Raw genomic sequence first — 20370 nt, forward strand, 5'->3', positions numbered from 1 at the left:
TATTGATGGTAATCAAGAAGATACTAGAGATGCAGATGTAGGAGTAATTTTTGGTACAAAAAACAAAAAAGACGGGTCTATGCCCATGTCACTAATACGTAGGTTAAATATTGGGTTAAAATTATATAATGAAGGTCAAGTACAAAAATTGATTGTTTCAGGTGGTCTAGCCTATAAAAATTTTTGTGAAGCCGATCTTATGCAAGAATATTTATTGGAACATGGAGTATTATTATCTGATATAATTTTAGATAATAAAGCTGTGAATACGGAAGAAAATGTGGAGAATTCATTAAAAATTATGAAAGCTAATAATTATAGAAAATTAATTATAATTTCACAATATTATCATATTTCTCGAATTAAGCTCATGTATTATAAATTAGGATTTTATAATTTAGGTTCAGCCAGTTCTCATCATTATAGTAAAAGACATCATTATATTTCACTAGTTAGAGAATTTTTTGCCTATTATTATTATTACTTTTTTAAATAAATTTTTATAAAAAATGTAAATTAAAAATCCTTAATGATTTTATGAATACAAACTTTATTGAAAAAGTAATTGATGATGTACTTGATAAAAATAAGGAATTATCAAAACTAACAATTATCATCCCAGGTAAAAGACCTATCATATTTTTTAAAAGATATCTTATAAAAAAAGGATATGATGGTTTTTTACCTACTTTTTTTACAATTGAAGATTTTATATATAAATTTTCTACTTTAGTCAAAATCGAGCCGATACCGCTTTGGTTAGAAGCCTTTAAAATACAAAAAAAATTTATTAATCCGAACGAAAAGTTGGAAGATTTCTTAAAATGGATACCTACCCTACTTAAGGACTTTAATGATATTGATATTTTTTCTGAAAATCCGCATAAAGTATTAAAACATTTATCTTCAATTGAAAGAATTGAAAATTGGGGCCAAAAACTGGATTCCGATAACGATAAAAAATTATATTATAAAAATCTTAAATTTTGGGAAAATAATTTAACTCTTTACAATGAATTAGTTGCAGCACTTGAACAAAAAGGATTAGGAACTCATGGAATGATACTTAGTTCAGTATTAAAAAATTTAAACACTTTAGATATTCCTAATAATCAAATTTACGTTTTTGTTGGTTTTAATGCTTTAACCCCTAAAGAAGAAAAATTTATAAAACATTTTGTTTCCCATTTCCAAACTTATATTTACTGGGATGCCGATAGTTATTATGTGAATGATATTAATCAAGAAGCCGGAAACTTTTTAAGGAAATATAAAAATTGGAATTATTATGCTACTCGAGATTTTAAATGGGTAGAAAATGATTTTAATAATTCTAAAAATATACAAGTTGTTAGTACCTCACAAGAGGTAGCGCAAGCTAAATATATCGGATCAATCTTAGAAACCATATCAGAAAATGATTTACAGAATACTGCACTTGTATTATGCGATGAAGCAATTTTACCTGCCATTTTAGAAAGTATCCCAAAAAATATTAATCAAATTAATATAACTATGGGATATCCGCTAAAAAATTCATTTTTAGCTTCATTTTTCAAACAAATATTTCGTTTACATATATTTAGAGAAAAAAATAAAACTAAAGGATATTATTATTATGATATTTTGTCTATTCTTCAAAATCCTTTGCTAAACATTACACCAGATGTAAAAGAATTCATTTCCGTAATTAAAAAGAATAATCTTATTTACATCTCCGAAACACTTATTTATGAACGATTAGCTAATAATTATTACAATTTTATATTTAAAACATACGCAAACCCTGTCGACTTAGTACATAAACTATATGAATTTTGTAATGAACAATTTTGGAAAACCGATTCAGATAATCAAATTCTTAAAGAAACCTACTTAAAGTTTAAAAATCTTTTTTCAATTTTGTTAACGCAATTATCTCAAGATGTTTTAATTGATAGTTATTCCCTTCTCCATTCATTTTATCAGCATATAATTACCAATGAAAAAATCGATTTCGTTGGAGAACCCCTTGCAGGTCTTCAAATTATGGGGGTATTGGAAACACGTTTATTGAGCTTTAAGAATGTGATTATGTCTGGTGTAAATGAGGGTATTTTACCGGGAGGAAAAAATGATAATTCATTTATTCCTTTTGATGTGAAAAAAAATTATAATATAAATACATTCTTAGAAAATGATTCCATATATTCTTATCATTTTTATAGATTAATACAACATGCACAAAATGTAACTTTAGTATATAATAATTTTACTGAAGGAATTAATTCGGGTGAAAAAAGTCGATTTATTAGTCAACTAGAATTTGAAACAAAACACAAATTAAAAGAGTCTATTGCATCCTACGGAGGCAATTTAAAACAATCTAAAGAATTAATAATTGAAAAGACTCCTGCTTTAATAGAGTCCATAAATAATTGGTTAAAAAATCCCATTTCACCTACACATTTAACAAGCTATCATTATAATCCCATAAATTTTTATTTTCAAAAAATTTTGAAAATTAAAGAGCAGCAAGATATGGAAGAGGAAATTTCTGCTTTAAATTATGGAAATTTGATTCATCACACATTAGAATCCATATATTCACCGCTGCAAGGAAATAAGCTGTGCGAAAATGATTTAGTTTTGGCATTAAAAAATTATTCCGTCAATTTGAATCAATATATTGAAAAAGAATTAAATCCGGATCTATTTAAAAAAGGACAGAATTATTTACAAAAACAACTTGCAAAAAAAACCATTGAAAAAATATTATTACGTGATCTAACCGATATTAAGAACGGTAATGAAATCATTTTAAAAGAAATAGAAAAAGAATTAGTTTCAAGTATTGATATTCCGAGCTTAGGTACCCTTTCATTAAAAGGTTTTGTAGATCGGTGGGATTTATTTAATAATGAAGATCGGATCATAGATTATAAAACTACTTCCATTAGTACTTTAAAATTTAAATCCGATAAATTTGAGAATATACAAGAAGATAAAAATTTTAAATTTTATATTCAGTTAGTTTTCTATGCTTATATGATTTTAAATGAAAAATTGACAGATACCGTAAAAGTAGGAATTTGGAGTTTTAAAAAACCATTTCGAGGTTTAGAAATTTTACAAATAGATTCCGTAGAAAATTTAACGGAGTCTCATACAAAAGCTTTATTTGAAGAAATTAGTAAACTAATTTTAGAAATTGCTGACCCAACCATTCCATTTGTTGAAAAATATTCAGGTTATAAATTATAATAAAAAATAATATTATTTTCAATTTAATGAACTAATTTTGATTCTATAACTATCTGAGAAATGACCGAAAAATTAAAAGATATAAAAAAACAATTTCCGATCTTGGAACAGCAAATAAATGATAAAACCTTGGTTTATCTAGATAATGCTGCTACTACACAAAAACCCATTTCTGTAATTAATGCTGAAGAACAATATTATAAAACGATAAATTCTAATGTGCATAGAGGGATACATACACTTAGTCAATTGGCTACCGTAGAAATGGAAGAATCTAGAAAGTCTGTGCAGGAGTTTTTAAATGCTAAAAAAGATTATGAAATTATATTTACTAAAGGTACAACAGATAGTATAAACCTTGTGGCTAACGGAATTGAAAATTTAGTGAATGAAGGCGATGAAATTATCATTTCTAATTTAGAGCATCATTCTAATATTGTTCCTTGGCAATTTTTAGCAGAAAGAAAAAAATTAAGAATTAAGGTAATCCCGGTTGATGATAATGGAGATTTGATAATGGATGAATTTGATCGATTGCTTTCTGATAAAACGAGGATTGTTTCAATAAATCATATTTCCAATGCTTTAGGAGTTGTTAATCCTATTGAAGAAATTATAACAAAAGCTCATAAAGCGGGAGCCTATGTATTAATAGACGGGGCACAAGCTGTCTCTCATAGAAAAATAGATGTTCAAGCATTGGATGTAGATTTTTATGTTTTTTCTTCACATAAGCTATATGGACCTACCGGTGTAGGTATTTTATATGGAAAAGAAAATTTATTGGATTCTATGAAACCTTATCAAGGTGGAGGAGAAATGATCAAAGAAGTCACATTTGAAAAAACTACCTATGCCGATTTACCTTTTAAGTTTGAAGCAGGAACTCCTAATATTGCAGGAAATATTGTACTAAAAAATGCAATTGAATTTATTCAAGCCATCGGTTACAAGACTATAAGCAAACATGAAGATACTATTTTAAAATATGCAAAGGACAAATTATCACAGATTGATGATATAATTATATATGCACAGAAAGCAAAATTTTGCTCAGGAGCTTTATCATTTAATCTTAATTTAGATAATGTACATTCTTCAGATGTTGGTTTTATTTTAGATAAACAAGGAATTGCAGTAAGAACCGGGCATCATTGTGCACAGCCAATTATGAAACGTTTTGGTATTAAAGGTACGGTTCGTGCTTCATTTGCTGTATATACTATGAAAGAAGATATTGACAAATTAATTGAAGGTGTTTATTTGACTCAGAAAATGTTAAAATAAAAATAATTAAAAACTCAATAAATTGGAAAGAATTATTGAGTTTTTGAAAAGATGATATTTTTCAATATTATTTAGTTTGAATAAATTATAATAGTATAATTATTAATTTATTAAATATTTAATTTTAACAGATTTAATCATTAAATTAATAAAAATGGTATTTAGGATTCTTACCAACTACCACTAGCACCTCCACCACCGAAACTGCCCCCGCCTCCAAATCCTCCAAATCCTCCACCTCGGGAACCACTGCTACTACCACCACCAAAAATACTTCCTCCAATAAATCCTCCTAATCCACCCCAAAAATCATCATCATTATTTCTTCGTTTACCATTACGATCATAATACGTATTGTTTTTATTATTTTTATGCATTAAAATATATAAAAGTATTATAAAAAATATAAAAATAGCAATAACTATTCCGGAAGTTGTATCATCATCATCACCTTTATTGTCAGCCTTAAATTTTCCTTGAAGAACATTAATAATTTGATCTGTTCCGGAATTAATAGCTTCATAAAAATTATTTAGCTTTAAGTAAGGAATCATATATTGATGTATAATCGTGCTGGATGTATAATCTGTTAATGCATCTTCTACTCCTCTACCGGTTTGTATGGTTAGCTTATGATCATCTGTTGCTATTAATAATAAAACTCCGTTATTTTTATACTTTTGACCTATTTGCCATTTTGCTCCCCATTTTGCTCCCACATAATTTATATCATCCCCACCTAATGTCTTAATTAAGCAAACAACAATTTCAGTTGAAGTTGAATCACTGTATGAAATTAATTTATTATTTAAGGCATTTAGTTGATCATCTGTAAGAATATTTGCATAGTCGTTAACGGGATAAACTAATTGAGGTTTTTCTGGTATTTTAAATTCAGTTTGACCATATAGGAAAATGTTTACAAATAAACCGAATATTAATAATATAAACTTAACGGGATATTTCATTGGGTAATTCATTTTCTATACTTTTTCCATCAGTTGGAAAAAATTTTTTCAATTTTATTCCTGTTTTTAAAATGGCATTAATTACTCCTTCTTTATATTTTTCCTCTTTGAATGAAATAATTATTTCTTTTATTAATTCATCCCAAAAATTTTGATGTACATGTGAATGAATTCTAACATCACCAATTATTGCAATCTTTTTCTTATTTTCTGAGACATAAAATAAAACCGCATTTCTATCTTTGGTTTTTTCCATACCAAGTTTATTAAATATTGATTGAGCAGTAGCCAAGGCATCTCCGGTTAAATTTTGATCTAAATGAACTCGAATTTCTCCTGTTGACATCGATTCTGCTTGTTTAATTGCATCAATGATCAACTCTTCGTCTTGAGGTGAAAATAACATTTGGGAATTAATATTTCTAATTATTTACCATTTAACAATTGATCAACATTAGGAGCTTTTTCTGCACCTGCATCTGCTTTGAATGTACCTTTTTCTTTAAAATTCCTAAAATTAGCTACAATACTTGCAGGGAATTTTTGAATATAGTTATTATAAGTTGTAACAGATTGGTTAAAATTATCTCTGTCTATTTTTATTCTATTTTCAGTACCTTCTAATTGATTTTGTAATCCTAAAATATTTTGATTAGCTTTTAAATCCGGATATTTTTCTATAGATACTAATAATCTACCTAATGCAGATCCTAATCCAGATTGAGCTTTTTGAAATTCAGCTAATTTTTCTGGAGATAAATTTGATGGATCAATCTGAACTGAGGTTGCTTTTGCTCTTGCTTCAATAACAGAGGTTAAAGTTTCCTTTTCATAATTGGTTGCTTTATTAACAGTTGCAACTAATCCGGGAATTAAATCCGATCTTCTTTGATATGAACTTTCAACTGCTCCCCATTTTAAATTAACATCGTTATTCAATTCAATCATATTATTATTAATGCTTACCCCCCATGCGAATATTCCAATAATAATAATTATTATTAAACCTAGAATTCCCCCTCCGATTAAACATCCTTTTTTCATAATTTCAATTTCAATTTTTTATTTATAAATAATTTATTTTATTATAAGTTAACAAATATTATTCCTAAAAAGTAAGGGAAGATTTATCAATACTTCCCCTTATTTTATCTATATATATACTTATTTTTAATATCTTTTTATAATGCTGCTTCTATTTTTCTCATTTCTTCCAATTTATCTTTCATCTGTAGTACCCTGTAAGCTTCTTTTAATGCCTGTATTATTCCCTTATCTTTATTTTCGTATCCGTATGCTTTTTCTAAATAAGGCAAAGCTTGTTTAAACATATCTTTTCTTTTTTCTAATAAAGTATCATACTTTTGTTGATCGGCTTTGGTAGAACCTAAAGCTCTCATTTTTTCAACAATCTCTTTATCAGGAGATAATAATAAAGCGGCTAAATTTAGATAGGCTGCAGCATAATCCGGTTTTATACGTAAGGCTTGGTTATAATTTTCTTTTGCTTGAACCATCGTTTGTGGATCCTTACTGTATAATACTCCTAAATTGTAGTAAGAAACATAATCATTAGGATTCTTTTGAACAGATTCTTTTAATTTAGCAATATATTTATCTGTTTGTCCTGTTTGATAATATAATTCTCCAATTTGTGAATTCAAATTAGTATTATTAGGCAGTTTTTTCAATCCTTTTTCTGCGAGAGCCAATGCCTCATTATATTTCTTATCGGAAATTAATATGGAAATCGCATAGTTATATAAATCTGCTTCAACTGAAGGAGATTCTTCTTTTTTAAAATCAGAAAATTCAGAACTTGGTGTGGATTTAAACAAATTATATTGTTCTTCGCTTAAGGAAACTCTTTTTCCATTTTGTAAAGCCGTATAAGTGGTTGTCTTACCGGTATAACCATCATTAAGCAGTTCTAAATATAATTCTAAAGCTTTGGTATTGTTTTCAGCTGCATGATAAGATATGGCAGAATAATATTTGAAAATATTATCGGCTTTTCCTGCAGCTTTAGTTAAATAATAAGATTCCAAAAAATCATCACCCGCTTTTACATATTGTTTAGCATTATATTCTGAGGTTGCTTTGTTAGAAATTTCTTGTCTTTTTTGTTCTAAAACAGGAATAATTTTCTGTAAATAATTGGTTCCCGATTTAGTTTCTTTTAAACCAGAAAAACCTTCCGAACTCAATTTTTCTACTTCTGCTTTTGTAAGAACAAAGGCTTTTTCTTTAGTATTTTTATTCTTTAAAGAATATATAGGTCCCTTTTCATACATCGCTAATTTAGAAAAAATTTTAGCGGATTCTAATGTCTTCCCTTGTTCTAATAAAGAATTTCCTTTTACGTATAAATATTTGGCATAAGTATCCGGATCTAAACTGGTAATCTTTTCATCAACAGTTGTCTCTACTTGTTGAATTAATGTTTGAGCTTTAGATTTATTACCCCCTTCGAATGCGTTAAAAGCATCTTTTATTTCTTTTTCTTGACTGAAGGAAATAAGACTCATTAATAAAAATAAGGAAACTGATATTTTTTTCATATAAAGGTTTTTATTCCTGGGTTTCTGTGTTATCATTTTCTTCTGATCCGTCTAAATTGTTTTCCGAATCATCAGAATTAATTGAATTTTCGTTATTTTTTTCTATCTCTGAAGCGGAAACACTCTCGATGCTATTTTCATTTTCATCATATTCTTCCTCATCTACGCCTTCTTCTTTTTCGATTTTAGTGATAGCTGCAATTTCGTCGTTCTTTTTAAGGTTAATGAGTTTAACGCCTTGCGTATTTCTACTCATAACTCTTAATTCTTCTACAGACATTCTAATAGCCACACCCGATTTATTTATAATCATTAAATCATTATCGTCTGTTACTTTCTGAACAGCTATCAGATTTCCTGTCTTTTCGGTAATATTTAAGGTAATGACTCCTTTTCCTCCTCTGTTAGTGATACGATAGGCATCTGCATGGGTACGTTTTCCATAACCTTGTTCAGATACCACTAAAATTGTATCATTTTCCGGATCTGAAATAATCACCATTCCAATTACTTCGTCGTCTTCATTTCCAAGCGTAATACCTCTTACTCCGGAAGCATTTCTACCAATAGGTCTTAATTTTTCCTGTGGAAATCGAATGGCTTTTCCGTATTTGGTAGCAATCATTATTTCATCATTATCTGAAGTTAAATTGGCACTTACCAAGGTATCTCCTTCTTTAACATTAATTGCATTGATTCCATTCGCACGAGGTCTTGAATAAGCTTCTAATGTTGTTTTTTTGATCGTTCCTTTTTGAGTAACCATGACTAAAAATGTATTGCTTGTATATTCCTCATTTTTTAAATCATGGGTTAATATGTAGGCTTTTATTTTATCATCAGATTCAATATTAATTAAATTCTGAATAGGCCTTCCTTTTGCAGTTTTAGAGCCCTCCGGCACTTCGAATACCCTCAACCAAAAACATTTACCTTTTTCGGTAAAGAAAAGCATATACTGATGTGCCGTAGCGGATACTACGTATTCAAGGAAATCTTCATCTCTTGTTGAAGCAGCTCTGTTTCCGACACCACCTCTAGATTGAGTTTTATATTCGGAAAGAGATGTTCTTTTAATATATCCCATTTTGGAAATCGTTAACACTACTTTCTCGTCTGGAATAATATCTTCAATACTCATTTCTCCACCCGCAAAATTAATCTCTGTCTTTCTTTCGTCCCCGTACTTTTGTTTGATCTCTTCTAATTCTTCTTTTATAATGGTATATCTTAATCCTTCATCATTTAATATAGTTTTAAGATATTCTATTTCTTTCATAATAGAGTTATACTCATCACGGATTTTATCCAATTCCATACCGGTTAAGCGAGCTAATCTAAGATCTAGAATAGCTTGGGCTTGAATTTCCGTTAAATCAAATTCTTGTATTAAGCCTGTTTTAGCCTCGCTAGGACTTGAGCTTTCTCTAATTATTTTTATAGCTAAATCTAAAGAATCTTGTGTAGCTATTACTTTCATAAATCCTTCTAAAATATGAGCTCTTTCCTGAGCTTTCTTTAGAAGATATTGAGTCCTTCTTACTACAACATCATGTCTATGTTCGACAAAATGGTGAATGATGTCTTTTAAGTTTAGCTGTACCGGTCTACCGTTGACAAGTGCAATATTATTTACACTAAATGAAGTTTGTAAAGCAGTATATTTATATAAAAGATTTAGAACAACATTTGGAATAGCATCATGCTTAAGTTCATATACTATTCTCATTCCAGTTCTATCAGATTCATCTCTAATTTCGGATATGCCGTGTAATTTGTCTTCTTTTATCAATTCGGCAGTACGAGCAATCATATCTGCTTTATTAACTTGATACGGAATTTCGGTAACAACAATAGCTTCTCTACCATGAACTTCTTCGAAATTAGCTTTTCCGCGAAGTACAATTCTTCCTCTTCCTGTTTCAAATGCAGCTCTTACTCCTTCGTATCCATATATGATACCTCCGGTAGGAAAATCAGGAGCTTTGATGTGCTGCATGAGTTCATCAATAGTTATATTTCTATTATCAATATAGGCACATATAGCGCTTATGGATTCGGTGAGATTATGAGGGGCCATATTGGTAGCCATACCAACAGCAATACCTGAAGCTCCATTTACCAACAAAATAGGTATACGAGTAGGCATAACTTTAGGTTCTTCCAAGGTATCGTCAAAGTTAGGCTGAGTATCAACAGTATCTTTATCTATATCAGATAAGATCTCTTCTGAGATCTTTTTTAAACGTGCTTCTGTATACCTCATAGCAGCCGGAGGGTCTCCATCCACGGAACCGTAATTTCCTTGTCCGTCTACTAATTGATATCTCATGGACCATTCTTGAGCAAGTCTTACCATAGTATCATATACAGAAGAGTCTCCATGTGGGTGATATTTCCCCATTACTTCTCCCACAATTCTTGCAGATTTTTTGTAAGAACTATTTGCAGTAACTCCTAATTCATACATTCCATATAAAACCCTTCTATGAACGGGTTTTAGGCCATCCCTCACATCGGGTAGAGCTCTGGAAACTATCACAGACATTGAATAATCAATGTAAGATGATTTCATCTCATCTTCAATGTTAATAGGAATTAATTTTTCCCCTTCTCCTATCATAAATGTACTTGTTTATTTTTTTCTTTAGTATAAGACCGTAAAGATAATGAATTTTTATCGAACGTGCAATTTGACTCGTTTAGTTAAGGGATCACGCGTTTTTCATCTTGTGATTTTTTATTTTGATTTAAATTTTTTATATAAAAAAGTCTTCTTTAAGTATTATTTCTTCTGTTTGAAGTGTTTTTGGTACATCAATTATTCTTTGATTAGAACTGCCTCTAAAAGGCAAATCTTCATTATATAAATTGTTCATATATTTTCCATCTACCAGTACATCTATAAAAGGTAAAATTTGTGATAATTTTTGGGATTTATTGATTTGTTCAAATGTAAATCCGGTATAACACCAAATATTTTTATGAGTAAAAGTTTTTATTTTTTTTGCTAATTCCGTAAATTCATTTACCTGTATTAAAGGGTCTCCTCCCGTAAAGGTAACATTGGCAAATTCCGAAACGGAAACAATATCAAGCAACTCTTCAATGGAATATTCCTGTCCGTTTGCATAATCCCATGATTGTGGATTGTGACATTCTAAACATTTATGAATGCACCCGGCAGCATAAATTGAAGTTCTAAATCCCGGTCCATCCACCGTGGTGTCATAAAGGATATCTAAAACTGATATTTTAGTCATGGATGATCCGATCATTTAATTCTGCCAACTTTGCAAAGTTCCACCTGTCAGTTGTTCCAACCAAATATCCCGTAATCCTTTGTAGACGGTCTATATGTGTACTTCCGCATTTCGGACATTCGTCGAGTTGTGAGGAAGCATTTTCATATCCGCATTGTAAACATCTGTTTCGTGTGTGGTTAACAGAAGAATATCCCATATTATATTTATCCATCATATCTACAACTGTCATAATTGATTGTGGATTGTGTGTGGCATCTCCATCAATTTCAACATAAAAAATATGTCCACCTCTGGTTAATTCATGATAGGGTGCTTCGATTTGTGCTTTTACATGTGCACTGCATTTATAATATACGGGTACATGATTTGAATTGGTATAATATTCTCTGTCTGTTATTCCCGGTATAATTCCGAAATCTTTCTTATCCTTACGAGTGAATTTTCCTGCAATGCCTTCGGCTGGCGTCGCAAGTATACTATAATTATGCTGGTAGGTTTCTGAAAAGATCAAAGATTTATCTCTCATAAATGTCACTATCTCTAAACCTAATTTTTGGGATTTTTCGCTTTCTGCATGATGTTTTCCTATCAACGCTACTAAAGCTTCTGCCAGTCCTATAAAACCAATACCTAACGTTCCTTGATTTATAACTTTTTCAATACTTTCTTCAGATTTTAGTTTTTCTGCACCATTCCATAAAGTTGACATAAGTAAAGGAAATTGCTTTGGCGCTGCGGTTTTTTGAAATTCAAAACGTTGATGTAATTGCATAGCAGCAATGTGCAAGGTATCTTCCAATTTTTTAAAAAATTCATGAATACGTTCTGATTCATTTTCTATCTCACGACTTTCTAATGCTAATCGGACCAAGTTTACTGTTGTAAATGAAAGGTTACCTCTTCCTATCGAAGTTTTTTCTCCGAATCTATTTTCAAAAACTCTAGTACGGCACCCCATAGTTGCCGTTTCATATTGATATCTCGCAGGATCAGTTGATTCCCATTTTTCGTGTTGATTAAATGTAGCATCTAAGTTGAGAAAATTTGGAAAAAAACGACGAGCGCTAACTTTACAAGCTAATTTATACAGATCATAATTGGTGTCTTCCGGTAAATAGCTTACCCCTCTCTTTTTTTTCCATATCTGAATAGGAAATATTGCTGTTCCCCCATTCCCTACTCCTTCGTCTGTACTTTTTAATAATTCTCTTATCACACACCTTCCTTCTGGAGAAGTATCTGTCCCGTAATTAATAGAGCTGAATACCACTTGATTTCCTCCTCTCGAATGTATGGTATTCATATTATGAATGAATGCTTCCATAGATTGGTGCACACGACTCACGGTTCGATTTATAGCATGTTGTACAATTCTTTGATCGCCCTGTTTATCGTCTAATCCTTCCTTTATATAGTCTTTAATTTCATAGTTATATAAATGCTCATAATTTTTTCCGTTAATTTGCTCTAATATTTTAATTTCTTCTATATAACTTTTCCTTACGAAAGGTGCTAAATAAAAATCAAATGCCGGAATTGCCTGACCACCATGCATCTCATTCTGAGCGGTTTCTAATGAAATACAGGCCAGCATACTAGCAGTTTCAATTCTTTTTGCGGGTCTAGATTCTCCATGTCCTGCAAATAAACCGTTTTGTAATATTTTATTTAAAGGGTGTTGTACACAGGTAAGACTTTTAGTGGGATAATAATCTTTATCGTGTACGTGTATATAATTCGATTGTATTGCTTCTTTTGCTTTAGGATCTAAAAGATAATCATCAACAAAAGGTTTAGTAGTCTCACTTGCAAACTTCATCATCATACCTGCAGGAGTATCTGCGTTCATATTTGCATTCTCCCTCGTTATCTCATTTGATTTCGTTTCTATTATTTCTAAAAACATATTACAAGTTTTCGCTTTCCTTGCAACATTTCTTTGATCTCTATAGGATATATATTTTTTTGCAACCTCTTTACGTGGGCTTTTCATTAGCTCCATTTCTACCATATCCTGTATATCTTCAACGGTCATCTCTTTTTTTCCCTGCGAAAATATTTCATCAGTAATTTTTTGTATTAAAAAAGAATCCACTCCGTTTTTTGTGCTTTGCATCGCTTTACTGATTGCATTAAAAATCTTGTTTTTATTAAACTCGACAACACGTCCATCTCTTTTAATAACTGTCTGAATCATTTTATGTTTAATTTAAAATATTATACTGAAATTATGCGTAACATTTAATTAGTATAGAATTTATTTAAGTACTATTAAAAGTTTAGCATGGAAAGCACGAATACAATATTTGACGATTTAATTATTGTATTTAAATACTATAAATAAATATAGTAGAAGATATTTGACTGTCAAATTTCATGTATTCGAAACGTAGCTTATATTTGTATTACAAAGTTAATTTTAATTTAGCATAGCTTTTTTTATTTAAAGATTTTATTTTCAACATAATTATTTCTTATGATATTATTAAAAAAAAATATAATTAGATACTGATAATTAAGATTATTTATTGAAAACAAAATGAGTTGAAATAATAAATATATTGATAGTAATAGATTAATAATAAACTAAATAAAGTTATCAACACCTATTTTTTTTTAGCTAAATTATTTTGTTATATTTGAGATATGAAAAAAATTATTATATTGTTATTCTTATCCCTTTCTTTGACTTCTTATGCTCAGGATAAGAAACTTACGTGCCTCGATTTTAATAAAGGTGAATTTAGAAATGTTAGCCCAAATCCTAATTTAAATTCAATAATTATAAGAATGGGAAATAGGCAATTGGAAATTACCAATGGGGTACAATCTTATAAGAGGATTGAATGGTTAAATGATTGTGATTATGTTTTATTTTTTTCTAAAAAGGAGGCCAAAAAAGATAATTTTAAAAAGTATATAAATAAAAATGGCGGAATAAAAGTAAAAACTGTTAAAATAGAGAACAATGTCTTATATTATAACACATATTATTACGAAAATAAAAAAGAAGTTGTTGAAGAAGGAAGATTAATGAAAACCAGTAATCATGCTTCTTTTAGATAAAATTAGCAATAATGGGATGGAAATGCAATTTTTGGATCGATGTTTAAAATTTCTACTTTTACATAAGACAACAAATAACCGGATCCATAAGAAAAAAACTGGATAAAGGTTGATACTAATGATAGCAATCCAATTTTCAAACTCCTATTTCTATAGCTTGAATCAATTAATATAAGGCAACAATAAAAAACTAACGGTAAAATAAACCAATATTCTATAAAAGATAATAGAACAGATATAACCGTAAAAATCATAAATATAGAGGGAAACCAAAATGTAATCTTTTTAAATTTTGGATGTCTTTGGTTTAAAATTGGACGAGCAATTCCAAAATGATAAATTTGATTGGAAAATTTCTTTAATGAGGATCTTCTTTTATGAAAAACTTTACAATCAGGAAAAAAACTTGTGTTATATCCTTTTTCCCATAAAGCAAGGCTTAAATCAGGATCCTCCCCTACTCTCAGCTCTGAAAATCCTTTTACATCATCGAAAGCTTCTTTAGAAATTCCCATATTGAAACTTCGTGGTTGAAATTTATTTACTGATTTTTTATTTCCTCGTATTCCACCGGTAGTAAATAATGAGGTCATGGAATAGGATATAGCTTTTTGTAAATCCGTAAAATTTTTATCGGCAGAATCAGCCCCCCCCCACGCATCTACATAATTACGTTTAAGCTCATTGCGTACATTTTCGATGTAATTTGTGGGAACAATACAATCAGAATCTAAAAAAATATAATAATTACCTGATGCATGTCTTGCCCCATAGTTTCTTGATAAACCGGCTCCAGAATTATTTTTGTAAAAATATTTTATATCTAATTCATTTGCGTAGGAAGAAACTATAGTTTCAAGTTTTTTTTCTGATCCATCATCAACTACAATTATTTCAAAGTTTTTGTCAGTTTGTTTAATCAAACTGTACAATAGTTCTTGGAGTTCTTCTTTTCTATTATATATTGCGATTATGATAGTAATTTTTAAACGTTGATTCCCATGCATTGTTATTTTTTTTAGATTAAACATTAATTCGTTCAATTTCAGCGCCTAAAGCTCTTAATCGATCATCAATGTTTTCATACCCTCTATCTATTTGATAAATATTATGAATTCTACTTGTACCTTTTGCAGACATGGCAGCGATTAATAATGAAATACCGGCTCTAATATCTGGTGAAGTCATAATTGTGCCTCGTAAAGGTACTTTATGGTTTAGTCCTATAACGGTAGCTCTGTGCGGGTCGCAAAGAATAATTTGTGCTCCCATATCGATTAATTTATCAACAAAAAACAATCTACTTTCAAACATTTTTTGATGAATAAGAACACTTCCTTTAGCCTGCGTAGCAACCACTAAAATAATGCTTAATAAATCTGGTGTAAATCCAGGCCAAGGCGCATCAGAAATTGTCAAAATCGATCCGTCAATAAAATTTTGTATTTTATAATGTTCTTGTGAGGGAATGTGTAAATCATCTCCTATTTTATCTATTTGAATCCCTAATCTTCTAAAAGTATCCGGAATATTTCCTAAATTTTCCCAACTTACCTCTTTAATTGTAATCTCTGACCGAGTCATCGCCGCTAATCCAATAATACTTCCAATCTCAATCATATCAGGAAGAACAGTGTGTTCTGCACCGTTAAGTTCAGATACTCCGTAAATAGTCAAAAAATTAGATCCGATGCCTTCAATCTTCGCTCCCATTTTTAAAAGCAACTTACATAACTGTTGTATATACGGCTCGCAAGCGGCATTGTATATTTGCGTTTTTCCTTCAGCTAACACGGCTGCCATAATAATGTTAGCGGTACCCGTAACTGAAGCCTCTTCTAAGAGTAAATAATTTCCTTGTAATTTTTTTGCTTTAACGGAGTAAAATTTTTCCTCTTCGTCGTATTCAAATTCCGCTCCTAAATCAATAAATCCGTTAAAATGAGTATCTAATCTTCTTCTTCCAATTTTATCACCTCCTGGTATAGGAATATATGCCTCTCCGAATCTGCTCAACAAAGGGCCTAATAGCATGATGGAGCCTCTTAACTGTGCTCCGTTTTTTCTAAAATCTTTACTTTTCAGAAATTCAAAATCAATTTCTTCAGAACAAAATGTATAATCTCCTTTAACATTCCTGGTTACTTTAACCCCAACAGTTTTTAAAATTTCAATTAAAATTAATACATCCTGAATTTCCGGAATATTTTTTATCCTAACGGATTTTGAGGTAAGCAAAGTTGCACATATGACTTGAAGAGCTTCATTTTTGGCACCTTGCGGATAAAATTCTCCATGAAGAGGTTTTCCACCACAAATCTGAAAAGTATTCATTATTTATTTTTATTTTTTGAAAAATTATTCTTTTTTTGGTTTCTATAATTATTATTTCTATTTTTATTTTTATATGTCAAATTTGAATTATTTTGTATTGGTATATTCACTAAAGGATCTTTGGAATTTAATTTTAATGCTCCATTTGACAATTCTTCTAAATGATTTACTATAACTTCATCTTCTACCTGATCTTTGTTCCATTTCAGATAATTTTTTTTCATTTGATTGGCTATAACATATTTTAATCCTTCCTTTTTATCGCCTTCTTCCCAACTTCGCGCTATTTCAATCATTTTCTTCACATTAGTACCGTAATATCTGTATTTGGATTCATTACTAGGATATCCCATCTTTTTTGGTTTAGTATTCATGTCTGACTTAGTTGGGATAGGATAAGGGGATTCTACTTCTAATTCAAAATTAGCCATTATAAAAAGTTGATCCCATAGTTTATGCTGGAAATCTGGTACATCACGTAGGTGTGGATTTAGATCACCCATTACATCTATAATAGATCTGGCAAATTTATTTCTTTCGTTATCATCTTTTATCGTCATACAATGATCTACCAATTGTTGTACATGTCTTCCGTATTCAGGAATAATTAATTTTTTTCTTTGAGTATTATACTCCATAATTTTAATTTAAAATTAATATTGCAAATATATATATTATGTAAAATTTTTTAAGGAAAAGCTTATAATCTTATTCCTTCTTTTGTAAGTAAGGTCTTATTACAAACCCTTTATATATTATGAAAAAAGTTATCACAAAGTAATTTAAAATTCTAAAATTCTAAGTTAGATTCCACACGTTTTATACCTTATTATCATAATGGAAAACTATTATTATTTTTCATTATCCGTAAAACTTTTAGTTGAAAAAATTATATTTTTTTAATACACCTTTGGAAATTATTTAAAAAAGGAACGATAGTTTTAGCAGATAAGATGTCTAATTTTACAGATTACAAATGTAATTATATTTCTTGATATTTTGAAATTCTTTGTCATTTATTTATTTGCTTTTTTTATAACAAAGAGTAATTTATTACGAATAAATTTAATCATTATCAGAAAATAGGTTTTTATTATACCAAAATATTAAAAAAATAATAATTGTAAAATTATCTTATTTTTTCTACTTACTACGGAATAAAACTATATAAAATTAAATTAAAAAAACTTTAAAAACATTCATATAATAATTTTAATAAGGTTAATTAAACAAAAATTTTATGAATAAATCTTTCTTTTTTGTGCCATAAATGAAATAATACCCAACAAAATTACTGACATAGCTACTATATAGACCCACAAAGGCACGGGAACTGAATCTCCTTGCGCATAGGAATGTAATCCTGATAAATAATAGTTTACTCCGAAATAGGTCATAAGTATGGATGAGAAAGAAATTATAGACAAAAAATTAAATAGATATTTCCCTCTCCAATTGGGTATTAATCTTAAATGGAGAACTATGGCATAAATTATTATAGAAATAAGTGCCCAAGTTTCTTTAGGATCCCAACTCCAATAACGTCCCCAGCTTTCATTTGCCCATATTCCTCCCAAAAAAGTCCCTATAGTTAATAAAAATATTCCAAGAGTAAGGGATATTTCATTTACAATAGTTAATTCTCTAATTGAACTTTCAACCTTATGAGATATTCTTTTATGGTTTAGGATAAATAATATTAAAACAACAGTACCGATTAAAGCACTTAAGCCAAAAAAACCGTAACTAGAAGTAATTACAGCAACATGTATCATTAACCAATAAGATTTTAAAACAGGAACTAAGGGGGTAATTTGAGGGTTCATTTGATCTCCTCCATGAGCAAATCCCATTAAAATGACAGCCACCAAACATCCAGCTGCTGGAATAAATCCGTTCCTATTTCGATATAATAATAACCCAGCCAATACACTTACCCAACTTATAAACATAACTGCTTCATATCCATTAGACCAAGGCTCATGCCCCGATACGTACCAGCGTACTCCTAATCCGATGCCTTGTATAATCATTGCTAGAATTACAATTACTAATAAAACTTTTTCAAGTCCTGTATAGAATTTATTAGTATCTGTAAATAGTTTTAAAAAAGCAATTAAAAGTAACAATACTCCTAATAGAGCATAGAGAATCATAATTTTGAAGAAAATATTCCAATTATTATATCGGATTTCCCAATCAATTTTTGGTTTTGACGGGATAACTTCTTCCCCCCATTTTAATTGATAGTTTGTTATTTTATGAAGTGCTTCATCCGCTTGATTCCAATTCCCATCTTTTTCAGCTAACAACACGGATCTAAAATATCCACCTATTAAATTTAAAGCGGTTTCATTAGTTTTCATATCTGATGATATCCATGAAGTCCAAGTATGATTTTTATCGTTCGGAATAGGTATAAATTTTAAATACTGTCCGCTTATAATTCCTTGCATCACTTGAAGCTTGTCATTAAGCTCAATTATTTCTTTATCGTAATTAGTACGTTCAGATGGTTTTTTACTAAATGCTCGTCGAAAATCATCTTCCAACACAAAAAAGGGTGATCCGTCGGATTTTGTAATAAAAAGATTCATTAAAGAGGTATATCCTTCTTTATTAGCTTTTGTTATTTTTTTAAGCTGTTCACCTCCTCTATTTCCAACTTTAATAATAGGAACATTTGCCCAATTCATTGGATTCATAGAGATCGAAATAAAAAACTGATTGGCATCTAAATCGTAAAATTTTTCGCTTTTATATAATTTACGTAAAATTTCTAAAGCTAATGTATTTACTGGCTCGATTCTACCTTCGAAAGACTGAACTAAAAGTTCTCCAAATTTATCAGAATGTGATTTTGGAATGTTAATAGTTTTGCTAAAAGTTCTACTGTTAACTTCTTTAGAATTATTTAAATAGGTATGTTGAGAATGATCATGTCCCTGCTTTTCACTTACTTTGTTAATATTTTGAGTAAAAGCGTATTGACTTAAAAGTAGTAAAACTAGGACATGAATTTTTTTATATTCTGCAATTTTTTTTAGCTGAAGGTTCAGTTTTGAAAATCTAGTTCCTTTCCAAAACAATGTCATAAACATTCCTATTATTAAGAGAGCATAGCCTATATATGTGATTGTTGTTCCCCATAAATCGTGATTTACTGATAATATAGTCCCTTTAAGATCTGGATCAAAACTGGATTGAAAGAATCTATATCCTTTATAATTTAATATATGATTCATATAAATATTGTAGGGAATTTCCTTACCATTGTCTATAATCGAAACATGCGATTCATATGAAGATGGACTATTACTACCCGGATAATGCTCCATAGTGAATTTATTTAACTTTAGCGAAAAGGGAGAAGTTTTATATATTCGTGAACCATAACCTATCGAAATAATCAAACCATCAATATTTATTTGTTTTTGAACTCCTGTAATTCCTTTTTTACCATAAAATGAAAATTCTTTAGTCTCATGATCTGTCGTAGCTTTCATGTATACTAAATCTGGATCTTCCAAATTTTTATTTTTATCTCCTTCAAAATAGATTATTTTACCTCTTTGAGGAGGTAAAGGAATTACAAAAGTCACATTTGGAAATTGATATAGGCTTGCATAATGTAAATTCTGTTTT

General features: G+C 29.6%; 15 protein-coding genes. 4 read left to right on the top strand and 11 right to left on the bottom strand.

Annotated elements, in window-relative coordinates; all coding sequences use genetic code 11:
• The 3 genes from M3Z80_RS04600 to M3Z80_RS04610 form a co-directional block, all read left to right on the top strand.
• Positions 1-496 (top strand): YdcF family protein (locus tag M3Z80_RS04600; RefSeq protein WP_293918008.1); only part of this gene is annotated, 496 nt, incomplete at its 5' end.
• Between the two features lie 41 nt (positions 497-537).
• Positions 538-3243, top strand: coding sequence for a PD-(D/E)XK nuclease family protein (locus tag M3Z80_RS04605; RefSeq protein ID WP_293918010.1), 2706 nt, complete (start codon positions 538-540; stop codon positions 3241-3243).
• A 60-nt stretch (positions 3244-3303) separates the two neighbouring features.
• Entirely contained in the window at positions 3304-4530 is a 1227-nt protein-coding gene (locus M3Z80_RS04610; protein WP_293918012.1) for an aminotransferase class V-fold PLP-dependent enzyme, read from the top strand.
• A 170-nt stretch (positions 4531-4700) separates the two neighbouring features.
• Here M3Z80_RS04610 and M3Z80_RS04615 read toward each other — a convergent pair whose 3' ends face one another.
• From M3Z80_RS04615 to M3Z80_RS04645, 7 genes are all read right to left on the bottom strand, one after another.
• The gene (locus tag M3Z80_RS04615; protein ID WP_293918014.1) at positions 4701-5510 is read right to left on the bottom strand and encodes a TPM domain-containing protein; all 810 of its coding nucleotides are present in this window, start codon (positions 5508-5510) and stop codon (positions 4701-4703) included.
• The gene (locus M3Z80_RS04620; RefSeq protein WP_293918016.1) at positions 5482-5904 is read right to left on the bottom strand and encodes a TPM domain-containing protein; all 423 of its coding nucleotides are present in this window, start codon (positions 5902-5904) and stop codon (positions 5482-5484) included. The genes M3Z80_RS04615 and M3Z80_RS04620 overlap by 29 nt, the downstream gene beginning before the upstream one ends.
• 20 nt (positions 5905-5924) lie before the next feature.
• Positions 5925-6542 (bottom strand): LemA family protein, encoded by a 618-nt coding sequence (locus M3Z80_RS04625; protein WP_293918017.1) that lies wholly within the window; start codon positions 6540-6542, stop codon positions 5925-5927.
• 137 nt (positions 6543-6679) lie between these two features.
• Positions 6680-8059, bottom strand: coding sequence for a tetratricopeptide repeat protein (locus M3Z80_RS04630; RefSeq protein ID WP_293918018.1), 1380 nt, complete (start codon positions 8057-8059; stop codon positions 6680-6682).
• A gap of 10 nt (positions 8060-8069) precedes the next feature.
• Positions 8070-10682: a DNA gyrase subunit A gene (gyrA, locus tag M3Z80_RS04635; RefSeq protein ID WP_293918019.1), complete on the bottom strand. Its 2613-nt coding sequence runs from the start codon at positions 10680-10682 to the stop codon at positions 8070-8072.
• A 136-nt stretch (positions 10683-10818) separates the two neighbouring features.
• The gene (gene nrdG / locus M3Z80_RS04640; RefSeq protein WP_293918020.1) at positions 10819-11322 is read right to left on the bottom strand and encodes an anaerobic ribonucleoside-triphosphate reductase activating protein; all 504 of its coding nucleotides are present in this window, start codon (positions 11320-11322) and stop codon (positions 10819-10821) included.
• Positions 11315-13522, bottom strand: coding sequence for an anaerobic ribonucleoside triphosphate reductase (locus M3Z80_RS04645; protein WP_293918021.1), 2208 nt, complete (start codon positions 13520-13522; stop codon positions 11315-11317). The genes nrdG and M3Z80_RS04645 overlap by 8 nt, the downstream gene beginning before the upstream one ends.
• A gap of 449 nt (positions 13523-13971) precedes the next feature.
• Between M3Z80_RS04645 and M3Z80_RS04650 the strand changes: the two genes are divergently transcribed.
• Positions 13972-14391, top strand: coding sequence for a hypothetical protein (locus tag M3Z80_RS04650; RefSeq protein WP_293918022.1), 420 nt, complete (start codon positions 13972-13974; stop codon positions 14389-14391).
• Between the two features lie 2 nt (positions 14392-14393).
• On the opposite strand, the gene M3Z80_RS04655 is transcribed toward M3Z80_RS04650, so the two are convergent.
• From M3Z80_RS04655 to ccsB, 4 genes are all read right to left on the bottom strand, one after another.
• On the bottom strand, positions 14394-15398 hold the full coding sequence (locus M3Z80_RS04655) for a glycosyltransferase family 2 protein (protein ID WP_293918023.1): 1005 nt from the start codon (positions 15396-15398) through the stop codon (positions 14394-14396).
• 16 nt (positions 15399-15414) lie between these two features.
• Positions 15415-16728 carry a UDP-N-acetylglucosamine 1-carboxyvinyltransferase gene (gene murA, locus M3Z80_RS04660; RefSeq protein WP_293918027.1) on the bottom strand — a complete coding sequence of 438 codons (1314 nt, stop codon included), beginning with the start codon at positions 16726-16728 and terminating at the stop codon, positions 15415-15417.
• On the bottom strand, positions 16725-17363 hold the full coding sequence (locus tag M3Z80_RS04665) for a DUF4290 domain-containing protein (RefSeq protein ID WP_293918024.1): 639 nt from the start codon (positions 17361-17363) through the stop codon (positions 16725-16727). Before M3Z80_RS04665 ends, murA begins: the two co-directional genes overlap by 4 nt.
• Positions 17364-17963: 600 nt before the next feature.
• Positions 17964-20370, bottom strand: a 2407-nt coding sequence (ccsB, locus tag M3Z80_RS04670) for a c-type cytochrome biogenesis protein CcsB (RefSeq protein ID WP_293918025.1), incomplete at its 5' end; no start/stop codon positions are given.

The sequence above is a fragment of the Apibacter sp. genome (genome assembly GCF_025291155.1).
Lineage (GTDB): Bacteria > Bacteroidota > Bacteroidia > Flavobacteriales > Weeksellaceae > Apibacter.